The organism is Aliidiomarina maris, assembly GCF_003987335.1.
In the GTDB taxonomy this organism is placed as follows: domain Bacteria; phylum Pseudomonadota; class Gammaproteobacteria; order Enterobacterales; family Alteromonadaceae; genus Aliidiomarina; species Aliidiomarina maris.
In genome coordinates this window covers 40899-53848 of the sequence record NZ_PIPK01000017.1, presented here as the reverse complement: position 1 = coordinate 53848, position 12950 = coordinate 40899, and the positions used below count along the sequence as shown (strand labels likewise).

General features: G+C 47.0%; 11 protein-coding genes and 1 pseudogene. All 12 read left to right on the top strand.

From position 1 onward, the window contains the following. The first annotated feature begins 197 nt into the window (after positions 1-197). Complete coding sequence (locus CWE07_RS13285; protein ID WP_111570390.1) at positions 198-632, top strand: hypothetical protein; 435 nt, start codon at positions 198-200, stop codon at positions 630-632. A 691-nt stretch (positions 633-1323) separates the two neighbouring features. Continuing rightward, on the top strand, positions 1324-2304 hold the full coding sequence (locus tag CWE07_RS13280) for a Wzz/FepE/Etk N-terminal domain-containing protein (RefSeq protein ID WP_111570389.1): 981 nt from the start codon (positions 1324-1326) through the stop codon (positions 2302-2304). A gap of 3 nt (positions 2305-2307) precedes the next feature. Next, positions 2308-3408 carry a dTDP-glucose 4,6-dehydratase gene (rfbB, locus tag CWE07_RS13275; RefSeq protein WP_111570388.1) on the top strand — a complete coding sequence of 367 codons (1101 nt, stop codon included), beginning with the start codon at positions 2308-2310 and terminating at the stop codon, positions 3406-3408. After that, complete coding sequence (rfbA, locus tag CWE07_RS13270) at positions 3405-4286, top strand: glucose-1-phosphate thymidylyltransferase RfbA (RefSeq protein ID WP_111570387.1); 882 nt, start codon at positions 3405-3407, stop codon at positions 4284-4286. The genes rfbB and rfbA overlap by 4 nt, the downstream gene beginning before the upstream one ends. An 11-nt stretch (positions 4287-4297) precedes the next feature. Further along, positions 4298-5347 (top strand): TDP-N-acetylfucosamine:lipid II N-acetylfucosaminyltransferase family protein, encoded by a 1050-nt coding sequence (locus CWE07_RS13265; protein ID WP_157983278.1) that lies wholly within the window; start codon positions 4298-4300, stop codon positions 5345-5347. A 1-nt stretch (position 5348) separates the two neighbouring features. After that, positions 5349-5912, top strand: coding sequence for an acyltransferase (locus CWE07_RS13260; protein WP_111570385.1), 564 nt, complete (start codon positions 5349-5351; stop codon positions 5910-5912). Further along, complete coding sequence (gene rffA, locus CWE07_RS13255) at positions 5909-7039, top strand: dTDP-4-amino-4,6-dideoxygalactose transaminase (RefSeq protein WP_111570384.1); 1131 nt, start codon at positions 5909-5911, stop codon at positions 7037-7039. Before CWE07_RS13260 ends, rffA begins: the two co-directional genes overlap by 4 nt. After that, positions 7036-8445, top strand: coding sequence for an oligosaccharide flippase family protein (locus tag CWE07_RS13250; RefSeq protein WP_111570383.1), 1410 nt, complete (start codon positions 7036-7038; stop codon positions 8443-8445). Before rffA ends, CWE07_RS13250 begins: the two co-directional genes overlap by 4 nt. A gap of 202 nt (positions 8446-8647) precedes the next feature. Continuing rightward, complete coding sequence (locus CWE07_RS13245) at positions 8648-8998, top strand: hypothetical protein (protein ID WP_111570382.1); 351 nt, start codon at positions 8648-8650, stop codon at positions 8996-8998. Between the two features lie 103 nt (positions 8999-9101). Continuing rightward, positions 9102-10472: pseudogene (locus tag CWE07_RS13240) on the top strand (transposase). A gap of 236 nt (positions 10473-10708) precedes the next feature. Continuing rightward, positions 10709-12004 (top strand): nucleotide sugar dehydrogenase, encoded by a 1296-nt coding sequence (locus tag CWE07_RS13235; protein WP_241974148.1) that lies wholly within the window; start codon positions 10709-10711, stop codon positions 12002-12004. Continuing rightward, positions 11979-12950: a glycosyltransferase family 2 protein gene (locus CWE07_RS13230; protein WP_126819018.1), complete on the top strand. Its 972-nt coding sequence runs from the start codon at positions 11979-11981 to the stop codon at positions 12948-12950. Before CWE07_RS13235 ends, CWE07_RS13230 begins: the two co-directional genes overlap by 26 nt.

The window sequence follows — 12950 nt, the reverse complement described above, 5'->3', positions numbered from 1 at the left end:
GGTTATGTACGGGTCGCCGTACTTAATAAATTAACACGCCTTGGGATGCCTGTGAGCGAAATGGTGCGCTAACCCCAGGTGGGAAAGGGGCAATTTTACCCTCGGTACGGATTTGATCAACAAGGCCGGTTTTAATTGTTTTTATATTTTCTGTGAATGAGCTGACGCGTAAAGAGCAAGCTTCCTCCGGTAAACTAATGAAAGAAGCATTATTTCAGCTTTCAAGACCGATAAAAACAATACAGTTCCCAGTGCTGATTTTATTAATAGTCACACTCTTCAAATTTGACGTGCTTACGCTGAGGTTCTTCGCCGAGCGTACTCTCATAGCAACAGGTTTCGCCACAGAGCGAATGGATTCAGAGAGGTATAGGCAGGGGGTGTGGACTGAGGAGCGACTTGGCAGTGCATTACATCAGCTAAGCTATGAAGAGCAAAGGCTGTATGAATCTGAAAAGTGGCGGATCTTTTTCAAAGGCACCAATCAAACCTTAGTTCGGGTAAAGAAAGGCAAAGTTATCCAAACCTTCGAACTACCAACTAGCTCGCCCTTGCTCAGGTATTACTACGCAGCAGAAATTGCTGAAGACAACAACGAAAACACGCAAAATGAGGACAAAAGCGGTAGCTAAACCGCTCGTTAAACAACTTTAGTTGTTTTGCTGAGCTCGATACCTCAGCAGGTGCCCCGTCTTTATTTGTGCTTACAACAAAGATGAAGCGCCAGTGTGTCAGCAAAGCTAGCGGAGCAACTGGGAGTTTTGATGACAGCGCTTCAGCATCGTTTGCTGGAAGCTAAGCACGAGCGCGAAAGCGATAAAATACACCAAGCGTCAAGCAACGTCACTTAACGTCAATAGCGCAAGCTGCGTAACCAATGAGCGAAAAGCCAGCAACAACGTTAAGTTTTCATAAAACCGCATTGTCTGATTACAGGCTATAGGTGTAGAATAGGTCGCTTGGTTAAGGTAGGGGTAGGCCAAGTGCCAGCCTTTACCCAAGTGGTCACTGTAAAGCCAGGTGCTTTGCTAACAATATGATAAGCCGCAGATAACGCACAGCGAATAGTGCGGGGCAAATAAGTCAACCACGCACCAAAGAATTATTAATTACGCAAAATCTATTCGAAAGAGGCAGGAGTGCCGCTCTATGCCATTTTTGTCACGCCTGGAGCTTTGGGACCCAACAACCCAAGGGCGGTAGCGTACCTAAAGCCCAGCAACGGCGTCGCAAAAAACGTAGGGCATGCTAAGCATGCCGAAACAATAAACTTAAATTCAACGCCATTACAAACCCAAACAAAACCCAAAAGCGAAACCACCCATGACCGACCCGAATACACCCCAGCAACGCCAAGTCGCAGACGACGAAATAGACCTGCGCGAGCTCTTCAGCATTCTGTGGAAAGGCAAATGGATTATCATTGCCGTGACGTTTGTGTTTGCTGTCGGCTCGGTTATTTATGCCTTAAGCCTACCCAATATTTACGCCGCAGAAGCCAAACTAGCACCCACCAAAGAAGCGCAGGGAAGTGGCTTGGGTAATATGGGCGGACAATTGGGCGGTTTAGCATCCTTAGCAGGCATTAACATGCCCCAAGGGCAGGTCGACAATGCCCGTTTGGCGCAGGAGATTTTGCGTTCACGAGCTTTCATTACTAACTTCGTGCAAGAGCGCGAGGTTTTACCAGATTTAATGGCCGTGGAGAGCTGGCATCCGATAAGTGGTGAAGTGACCTACGACTATGAAATTTATAATCCAGAAACGCAAACTTGGGTACGAGAAGTAGAGCCGCCAAAACAGCCAAAGCCAACTGCGTGGGAATTCGTTGACGAGTTTCGCGATATCATGAACCTGACAGAAGACACCACAACCGGTGTACTCACTTTAAGAATCGAGCACTTGTCGCCAGTTATTGCAAAGCAGTGGGTAGACTGGCTAATTGAAGACATCAATAACGAAATGCGCCGTCGCGACATCGAAGAGGCACAACGCAGCATAAGTTACATAGAGCGTGAGTTGGAAAATGCCCGCTTAGCGAATACCCAACAAGTCTATTCGTCGTTACTCGAGCAGCAAACCCAAACTATTATGCTTGCCAATGTGCGCCCTGAATACGTCTACCGAGTTATTGACCCCGCGGTAGTGCCAGAGCAAAGAGCTAAGCCGTCACGGGCATTAATCGCCATTGTGGGGACCTTCTTGGGTGGGTTCCTGTCACTATTTATCGTGCTACTGCTGAATGTCATACGCAAAGGCAATGAAGATTCTCCGGCTAAGCTAACAGCAAAGGAGAGCAACTAAAGGATGAAGATTTTAGTAACAGGCGGAGCTGGGTTCATCGGTTCAGCCGTTATCCGCCACTTAATAAACGATACAAAGCATGCGGTAGTTAACGTTGATAAGCTCACGTATGCAGGCAATTTAGAGTCGTTATCTGCTATCAGCGATAGCGAGCGCTACGCCTTCGAACAGGTTGATATCTGTAACGCGCACGAGCTTAAGCGTGTATTCAATCAGCATCAGCCCGACATCGTGATGCACCTAGCGGCGGAATCTCATGTTGACCGCTCAATTGATGGCCCCGGCGAATTTATTCAAACGAATATAGTAGGTACCTATACACTGCTTGAGCAAGCTCGCGCTTATTGGCAGCAGTTAGATAGTAAGCGGCACGCAAGTTTTCGTTTTCATCATATTTCTACTGACGAGGTGTATGGCGATTTACCGCACCCTGACGATGTGCAGAGCGAAAGTGAAGCTGAGGCACTGCCATTATTCACAGAAACAACAGCCTACGCGCCCAGTTCACCCTACAGTGCGTCGAAAGCCAGTAGCGACCACTTGGTACGAGCTTGGCAGCGTACCTATGGCTTCCCCACTATTATCACCAACTGCTCAAACAACTACGGCCCTTACCACTTTCCTGAAAAGCTCATTCCGCTAATGATTTTAAACGCTTTAGAAGGGAAGCCCTTGCCAGTATATGGCACAGGCAACCAGATTCGTGATTGGCTTTATGTAGAGGACCATGCGCGCGCTTTAGTGAAGGTAGCCACTGAAGGCAAGATTGGTGAAACCTACAACATTGGTGGCCATAACGAAAAGCAAAACATCGATGTGGTGAGAACCATCTGCAATGTACTGGATGAGTTAAAGCCTGCATCGAACACCATTGATAAAGAAACCTACGCGGATTTAATTACCCATGTGCAAGATAGGCCAGGTCACGATATGCGCTATGCCATAGATGCCAGCAAAATTAAAAATGATCTCGGCTGGGTGCCACAAGAAACATTTGAATCCGGCATTCGAAAAACCGTTCAGTGGTACCTAGATAATCAAGACTGGTGCACACGAGTGCAAGACGGCAGCTATAAACGTGAACGACTAGGACATAAATCATGAAAGGTATTGTATTAGCGGGTGGCTCAGGTACAAGGTTGTACCCCATAACACTCGGCACCTCCAAACAACTCCTGCCGGTGTATGATAAACCCATGATCTACTACCCGCTCTCTGTACTCATGCTGGCGGGCATCCGGGACATCCTCATCATCACCACCCCAGAAGATCAGGCTGGCTTCAAGCGAGCGCTTGGCACGGGTGAACAATTCGGCATTAACCTCAGCTACGAAATCCAGCCAAGCCCGGACGGCCTCGCTCAGGCCTTTATCATCGGCGAAGAATTCATCGGTGACGACAGCGTGTGCCTGGTACTGGGCGACAACATCTTTTACGGCCAGGGTTTCGTTCCCAAACTCCGCGAAGCCGTGAAGCAGGTTGATGAAAAGGGCGGGGCAACAGTTTTCGGGTACCAGGTAAAAGACCCGGAGCGTTTCGGCGTAGTGGAATTCGATAATGCGCAAAAGGTTATTTCAATCGAGGAAAAGCCAGTTCAGCCAAAATCACATTTTGCGGTAACCGGTCTCTACTTCTACGACAACAAAGTCGTTGATGTAGCCAAAGCGGTTCAGCCATCCAGCCGTGGCGAACTGGAAATTACCGATGTGAACCGGGCATATCTGGAAAAAGGCGATTTAAACGTAAACCTGCTGGGTCGAGGCTTTGCATGGCTGGACACCGGCACCCACGAAAGTTTGTTGGAAGCCGCGCAGTTTGTAGAAACCATCGAAAAGCGTCAGGGTTATAAGATCGCTTGCCTTGAGGAAATTGGTTACAACCAGGGTTGGTTGAGTAAGCAAAGGGTAGAACAGCAAGCGCAGGAATTACGCAAAAACAGCTATGGCGAGTACCTCAGCGCTTTAGTCCGTGGTGAGCTCTGAAAGGTAATGTTGTGATATTACATGTAGCGGGGCTCGATAAGTTTATCCCACCGTTCGTCAAGCTCATAAAAGAAGAGTTTGAGGAAGAAAAACACCAGTTCTGGTTGACGGGGTCGGTCGAAAAATACCCGGTAGAGCAGAGTGAAAGCGTGCATGTGTGTGGAGGTGCCATTTGGCGTAAGCTTGCGGGCTACGCAGAGCTGGTTAAGCAACTCCACAGTGCCCGAAAAGTGATGCTTCACGGGCTCTTCAATATCCGGGTTGTTCTTGTTCTGGCGCTGTGTCCATGGGTACTGCCGAAGTGTTACTGGGTCATCTGGGGGGGCGACCTTTACCAGTTCAGAAAAGCCGACAATACGTGGCAGTCTCATATAAAGGAGGCGTTGCGCCGATTTGTCATCCGCAGAGTGGGCCATTTGGTTACATACATTGAAGGGGACGTTGAGTTGGCCCGCCAATGGTACGGAGCCAAGGGTATTTACCACGAATGCATCATGTATCTGAGCAATGTGGTCGATCCCAAAATGACCGCAGAGTCAGCCCCTGCCTCTGATCACGATGGCTTGAACATACTCCTCGGCAACTCTGCAGACCCAAGCAATAACCACATCGAAGCGCTCGAACGCCTGCTACCGTTCAAAGATCAAGCCATAAAAATATACGCGCCTTTGTCTTATGGCGACCAGAACCACGCCAAGAAAGTAATCAGTCAGGGCAGAGCGTGGTTCGGAGATAAATTTGTACCCATGACGGATTTCATGCCGTTTGAGCAGTACCTGGAGTTTTTGAAAAGTCTTGATATCGCGATCTTTAATCATCAACGACAACAGGCCATGGGCAACACCATTACGCTTTTAGGTATGGGGAAAACGGTGTTTATGCGGAGTGACGTGAGCCAATGGCGTTTTCTGAAAGGCTTAGGAATTAAACTGAACGACGTTGAAAAACTAGAGCCCTGTCGGATAGCGCGTGATGAGGCCGACGAAAATGCTCGTGTGGTTCAGTCATATTTTTCAAAGGCAACGCTGATTAAGCAACTTGCGGATATTTTCGAGGGATAGGATGGCTTATCTGACCAAAGAGCAGCTTCAAACGATGGGGTTCAAATCTGTCGGTGAGAACGTAAAAGTCAGCGATAGAGCGAGCATCTACAGCCCCGAATCTATTGTGTTGGGGGACCATTCTCGGATTGATGACTTCTGTGTTGTATCGGGAAAGGTCTCAATCGGTAAATATTGTCACATTACCCCAATGTGTTTGGTGGCCGGCGGGACCCCAGGCATAACATTGTCTGACTTCTGCACTTTAGCCTACGGCGTTAAAGTTTTTGCTCAGTCTGATGATTACAGCGGCAGCACAATGGTGAATTCTTTAGTGCCAAAGAAATTCAAAGACGAATATCTGGCTGAAGTAATCCTTGAAAGACAAGTGATTGTCGGCGCAGGGGCGATCATCTTTCCCGGAGTAAAAATTCGAGAAGGATGCTCCGTCGGTGCCATGACTCTAGTGAACAAAAGCACCCACCCCTGGGGCATCTATGCAGGCAACCCCGCCCGAAGAATAAAAGACCGAAAGAAGGATTTGTTAGAACTTGAAGCGCAATTTTTGAAAGAGCAGCAAGAATGATCCCGTTTAATAAACCGCCTGTTACTGGTGCTGAAGAGCAATACATCAAACAGGCGCTGCAGAGTAACAAACTCTCCGGCGACGGCCCTTTCGGCAAAAAATGCCAGAACTGGTTTGAAGCCAATCTGCCAGCCAAGAAAACACTGCTGACGCCTTCCTGCACCGCTGCGCTGGAATTGGCTGCCGTCTTGATCGATATACAGCCCGGCGATGAGGTCATCATGCCGAGCTACACCTTCGTGAGCACGGCAAATGCCTTTGTACTCCGTGGCGCAAAGATCGTCTTCGTGGATATCCGGCCCGATACCATGAATATCGATGAACGACTGATCGAGGCAGTAATCACTCCCAAAACCCGAGCCATTGTGCCGGTGCACTACGCCGGCGTTGCCTGCGAAATGGACACCATCATGGACATTGCCGAGCGCCATAACCTTTACGTAGTTGAAGATGCAGCTCAAGGCATGATGAGCAGCTATAAAGGACGTGCGCTGGGAACCATCGGCCATCTGGGGGCGTTCAGTTTCCACGAAACCAAGAACTACACCAGCGGCGGTGAAGGTGGCCTGCTGATCATAAACGATGAAAAGTTTAGGCAACGGGCCGAGATAATTAGAGAGAAAGGCACTAACCGTAGCCAATTTTTTAGAGGCATGGTTGATAAATATCAATGGGTTGATATTGGAAGTAGTTTTCTTCCTAGTGAACTACAGGCGGCTTATTTATGGGCGCAATTAGAAGGCGCCGAGTTAATTAACGATGCACGTTTAGCCGCGTGGAAATACTATGCAGAGAAGCTTCAACCACTTGCGGATATGGGACACATTGAACTAGGTGTGGTGCCAACGGACCGTATACATAATGCTCACATGTTCTACTTTAAGGCGGCAAATCTTGAGGAGAGAACATCACTAATCGACTACTTGAAAAACCACGATATTCAAGCAGTTTTTCACTATATACCTTTACATACAGCTAAAGCTGGGCGTGAATTTGGTCGTTTTTCTGGTGATGATCGATTTACGACAGCAGAGAGTGAAAGGCTAATTCGATTGCCAATGTGGTATGGGCTTGATGAGGCGATGCAACAGCAAGTGGTTGATGCGATTATTGAGTTCTATCGGTGACACCTAAGCAAATAGCCGCCTTCGCCATAGGCCCCATTGGCGGTGCGGTGCTCGGCCTAATCTCTCTGCCAATCATTACCTGGTTCTTCTCCCAGGAAGATGTAGGCCGGCTGGCGATGCTTCAAGTTACTCTTGGCTTCAGCATTCTGCTATTCAGCTTGGGGCTGGATCAGTCTTACGTGCGGGAGTTTCACGAGGCAGAGGATAAGCCCGCACTGCTTAAGCGCGCAATGCTGCCGGGACTGCTGTTGTTGTTGATTACCCTTTTGGTGCTGCTGTCGCTTGGCGGGAAACTGGCCGGTTGGCTGTTTGATGTGCCCGCATGGCACTTAAGTGTATTGGTGGCGGTGGCTTTGGTGGCGAGTTATCTTTCCCGGTTTTTGTCGCTCGTGCTGCGCATGAACGAGCGTGGCCTGGCCTTTTCAATGAGTCAGCTGCTCCCGAAGCTGCTTATGCTGGCCATTATCGGGGGATACGTTGCCGTTGGTGCCGATAAGGACTTGACCAACCTGGTGCTTGCGAATACTGCTGCCATTGCCTTCGTGTGTGTAATATACGGTTGGAACACCCGAGCAGAATGGCTAGCCGGGATTCGCACTAAGCTGGATGTTGATCAGCTAAAAAGCATGCTCCGTTTCGGGCTGCCACTGATTATGGGTGGTCTGGCGTTCTGGGGCCTTACAGCCATAGACAAGGTATTTCTACGGACGCTCGCCAGCTTTGAAGAGCTGGGTGTTTATTCGGTCGCTGTCAGCTTCGCTGCTGCAGCCAGCATACTGCAAAGCGTTTTCTCAACCGTTTGGGCGCCCACCGTCTACAAATGGGCCAGCGCAGGAGCCGGGCTGGAGAACGTGCACAAAGTGAGTCGTTACATACTGGCATTGGTTGTCCTCGGCTTTGCTTTAGCCGGGTTGCTCTCCTGGGTCGTTACCTTTTTTCTGCCCGCCAACTACGCGGCTGTGCAGTGGATTGTGGTGTCCTGCATTGGCTACCCCTTGCTGTACACACTCTCTGAAACTACCGTAGTAGGCATCGGCATCTCCCGGCGCAGCTCCTTCTCCATGTTGGCAGCGATTAGCGCATTCGCGGTCAACCTGCTTGGCAACTGGTGGCTAATACCTCACTTCGGCGCAGCCGGAGCAGCCGTTAGCACCTGTGTATCGTTCTGGGTGTTCTTCTTTCTTAGAACCGAATTCTCGATTTATCTGTGGAATCCCATGCCTCGGCTTGCGCTGTATGCCTTCACGCTGATTGCTGTAGCTGGCGCTGTAGTGTTTACCCTTTGGGGTGGGGCTTTGAAGGGCTGGATGGTAGGGTATTGGTTGGTGGTGCTGACGGCCTGGGCGGTGTTTTTTCGGGGAGAGGTCGTGGAGGTGGTTGGGTTTGTGCGGCGCAGGATAGCCTGATTAATGCTCGATTACTTTACACCCGATAGCCGCAAGCCGGACGGAACCATAGATATGTTCTCTGGCCCTGATGAGCACAACAGAAAAAGCCTGTATCTCACAAACGTGCACGGCGACAAAACTTCTTAAACTCGCGATTAAGGAGTAACCCAGTAACCAAAAAAGGCACGTTGTTTGTACCGATAATCCTGAAAGTGTTCGTGTGGATTTTTACCTGGTGAGTTCCGGAACGGATATCGATGCCTTTATGAACTCGATGTACTTCTTCAGTTTCTTGTTTACACAAGACTACTTGGCATCAGCAAAGAGGCACCCCTTAGTCGGTGGGAAAATTATCGCGCCCGTAAAGATTTTTCGAATGGGGAGCTACCTACTTTTTGTACGTCGTTCAATCTCTGCATACCGAGGAAGGCCGCAGCTAAGCTTTTATAGCAACAAGAACTACTATCTGAAAATGATGGGTCGTAGTGTGGCTTGGAAGGATGAAAATGGGCGCGTGCAATGGTCGACGATGGCGGCCGAAGAACAACGTCTGCGTTTGGGCAGGGAATAGGTCTAATCGCCATGCTTGCTGAAAGGGGATTGATGAGGTCCCCCTCTGGCAGGATAGTTGTCACCCTTTATAATTTAACCAGTTGGGGCGTTAAGGCTTAATAGTGCCACGCTATTCGGAAGAACGTAAGCAGTCGATCTTAAGTAAAATGATGCCGCCGTTGAACATGACCATCGCAGAAATTGCACGAACGGAAGGCATTGGCGAGCAACCCCTTTATAATTGGCGTAACAAAGCCAGAGAACAGGGGCGTCCAGTGCCAGGAAATAAATCAACCCCCGAACAATGGTCTGCTGAAGCGAAGCTTGCGACCGTGATTGAAACCGGCTCCATGAGTGAAGCTGAGCTCAGTGAGTATTGCCGTGAGCGAGGGCTTTACGTTGAACAGGTGAAAGCCTGGAAAGCCGACTCGCTTAAAGGTTTTGCCAGCTCACGCGAGCAAGAGCTTGAGACCAAGCGTCAGCGCAAAACTGACCGCAAAGAAATCAAACAGCTTAAGCGCGAGCTGCGTGAAAAAGAAAAAGCTCTGGCTGAAACTGCAGCTTTATTGGTGCTTCGAAAAAAGCTGGATGCGCTCTGGGAGAACGACGACGAAGACGACTGACCTCGGTCTCACAGCGCATTCAATATGTGTCGTGGATACGAGAGGCGAATCAAGCGGGTGCTCGACTACGCCTTGCCTGCGATGAAGTTGGCATCAGCCTGCGCACGTACAAACGTTGGTATCGCGGTGGCAAGGTAACTGCCGACAAACGCCCTGAGGCAATACGCCCAGAGCCGATGAATAAGCTGAGCGAGTATGAACAACAAGTCATCCTGGATGTATGCAATGAAAGTCGCTTCGCCAGTTTACCGCCAACGCAGATTGTACCAGCGTTACTGGATGACGGCCTGTATTATGGCTCTGAATCCACGTATTACCGGTTACTGAAACAGCATGGTCAGTTGCAGCATCGAGGCCGCAGTCTTGCACCTCGGGTCGCCAAAGCACCTGAAACGTTCACGGCTAATGGTCCGAGACAGGTGTTCTGCTGGGACATTACGTATTTACCCAGCAATGTACGAAATCAGTTCTTTTACTTGTACATGCTGGAGGACTTATACAGCCGGCCACGGGTGAGTAACGACAACCCGTTCGCTGAGTCATTGTTCAGGACCTGCAAATACCGTCCTGAGTGGCCATCAGCGGGCTTTAAAAGCCTTGATGAAGCAAGAGAGTGGGTACTCAAGTTCACGCGCTGGTACAACTACGAGCACAAGCACAGCAAGCTGCGCTTCGTAACGCCAGAGCAGCGCCATACAGGCCAGGACAAAGCGATCCTGGCGAAACGCAAAGCAGTGATGGAAGCGGCGAAAGCACAACACTCAGTGCGCTGGGGTAAGCGTCAGGTTCGCAATTGCACGCCGGGTGGGGCCAACAACCCTTAACCCGGCAAAAGAGCAGATGAAACAGGAACAAAAACAGGCCGCTTAAATCGGCCGATGGTGACAACTAGCTTGAAAAACACCGTATCTCTTCACATGAGTGTTGCGGTTATTATCTGAATTAAGGGAATAATTTTAGTATATTTACATTAAGCTACTGATGCAGTTTCTATTGACTTCGCAAAAACGATAAACTCCTGAGACTATATCGTACTGATTTATTAAAAAATTTCGCACTGTATAAAAGTTAGCCCTTTGAGTTTAAATTGAATATAGGCGTGACTAATGTATGCAGCTAAAAGCAACAAAAAAGAGATATTTATAATGAAAATTTGTGTAGTTGGTCTTGGTTATGTTGGTCTGCCACTGGCAGCTTTATTATCTACTAAGTATAAAGTAATTGGTTATGATATAAGCGAATCTAGAGTATCACAACTTATTGACGGTGTTGACATAACTGGAGAGCTAGAAAGCGATTATCTACTTTCTTTAACATGCAATTTAAAGTTCTCAAATTCGGTCGAAGATGCACATGAAAGTGACGTTTTTATAATAACAGTTCCAACACCAATCGATGAATTTAATAAACCTGATTTGAGCCCATTAATATCCGCTAGTGAAATGGTGGGCTCTATAATTAAAAGAGATAATATTGTAATCTTCGAATCTACTGTGTATCCCGGTGTTACTGAGGAAATCTGTGCTAAAGTGATAGAAAATAAATCAGGGCTTGAGTATAATAAAGATTTTTTTTGCGGTTACTCTCCTGAAAGAATCAATCCGGGCGATAAAGAACGTTCGGTAGATAAGATAATAAAAGTAACATCAGGCTCTACTGCTTCAACCGCGAGAATAGTAGATGAGCTATACAAAAGCGTTATTACTGCAGGAACTTATATGGCGCCAAATATTAAAGTTGCTGAGGCCGCTAAAGTTATAGAAAACACACAGCGAGACGTGAATATTGCCCTTGTGAACGAGTTAGCAATGATATTTAACGAAATGGATATTGATACGACAGAAGTTCTGAAAGCGGCATCAACGAAATGGAATTTCATAAATATGCGACCGGGGCTTGTTGGTGGCCACTGCATTGGTGTTGACCCCTACTACCTGACTTATAGAGCGGAGCAGTTAGGCTATACGCCTAATTTAATATTGGCTTCGCGACAAATTAACAACGGAATGACTAAGTTTATTACTGAGAATATTATTCAGATCATGGTGAAGGAAAATATACTTATTAATAAATCATCAATTTTAATACTTGGTGCGACGTTTAAAGAAAACTGTTCTGACTTGCGGAACTCTAAAGTAGAAAATCTTGTAGATGATTTGGGTAAGTACGGTATCAAAGTAAGCGTATATGATCCACTTGTATGTGCGAGCTCAAAACCTCAGTGGCTTAAAAAATATGGTGTGGATTCGCTAAATGGTGATTTTGATATCATTATTGGTGCTGTAGCACATGACCAATTTAATAATATTGATTTAACGCCAATGCGCTCACCCAATAGAGGTGGCAGTCCGGTAGTTGTCGACTTAAAGAACATGTTTGTTGAAGCTGATTGGCGACTTTAAGATGAAACCAAAGTTCTCAGTAATTATACCGATTTATAATAAAAATAAACATTTGGACAGATCAATAGGCTCAGTTATTAATCAGAGTTATGGCAACTTTGAACTGATTTTAGTTTGCGACCCTTCCACCGATGGTAGCACTGAAAATGCGAAGACTTGGCAGACCAAAGATTCGAGAATAAAAATTATTACCCGTGAAAAGCCAGGGCCTGGTGGATATGCAGCTAGAAATCTAGGCATTTATAATTCATCGGGGCAATTCGTATGTTTCCTTGATGCTGATGATGAGTGGTGTGTCGACAATCTGTCTAATTTCTCAGCGAAAATTAATGAGTATAAATACATTGATATCTTTAGTTGTGCTTGGCGAAATGTCGATGGCGATATTAATGTTTTAGACGAATATTCGAAGTATAATGCAGGTAATTCAGATCAAATAATTTCGTTCTATGATTTTTTAAAGTTAGAAATTTCAGGTCGTAGACCTGTCTGTACTAACAGTATTGTTGTCAAACGGTCATTATTTGAGTTCTCGGGGACTTTTCCGGAGCATACTGCAACAGTTGGGGGCGATGTAGATACTTGGCTCAGGTGTATCTATAACGCCAAAAAACTTGTTTGGTGTGATTTTGTTGGTTCTCATTACTACAAAGATTCAACTAACATGGTTACCAAGGGTAAAAGCTTTGTTGATCCAAGAGTTCACCACGAAACACTAATTGAATTGCTAAAAGATTCAAACTTTAAGCAGCGTTATAATCTAAGGTTAAGAGCAAATAAGCTAATAGTTTATGCTTGGAAGTTGAATCATCTGAGAGGCGCAGAAAATTTTTGCCTAGTTAAAGAGCTGCACTGGAAATCAATAAACATTAAGATTGCCTTAAATATGATTTTGTCAATTCTACCTTCGAAAATTTTAAAGCCTTTGTTGAAGAACATATATTGA

Excerpts from the sequence above, each read along its gene's own strand:
- CWE07_RS13285 (WP_111570390.1), top strand. The coding sequence starts at position 198 with ATGAAAGAAGCATTATTTCAGCTTTCAAGACCGATAAAAACAATACAG.
- CWE07_RS13280 (WP_111570389.1), top strand. The coding sequence starts at position 1,324 with ATGACCGACCCGAATACACCCCAGCAACGCCAAGTCGCAGACGACGAA.
- rfbB (WP_111570388.1), top strand. The coding sequence starts at position 2,308 with ATGAAGATTTTAGTAACAGGCGGAGCTGGGTTCATCGGTTCAGCCGTT.
- rfbA (WP_111570387.1), top strand. The coding sequence starts at position 3,405 with ATGAAAGGTATTGTATTAGCGGGTGGCTCAGGTACAAGGTTGTACCCC.
- CWE07_RS13260 (WP_111570385.1), top strand. The coding sequence starts at position 5,349 with ATGGCTTATCTGACCAAAGAGCAGCTTCAAACGATGGGGTTCAAATCT.
- rffA (WP_111570384.1), top strand. The coding sequence starts at position 5,909 with ATGATCCCGTTTAATAAACCGCCTGTTACTGGTGCTGAAGAGCAATAC.
- CWE07_RS13235 (WP_241974148.1), top strand. The coding sequence starts at position 10,709 with ATGTATGCAGCTAAAAGCAACAAAAAAGAGATATTTATAATGAAAATT.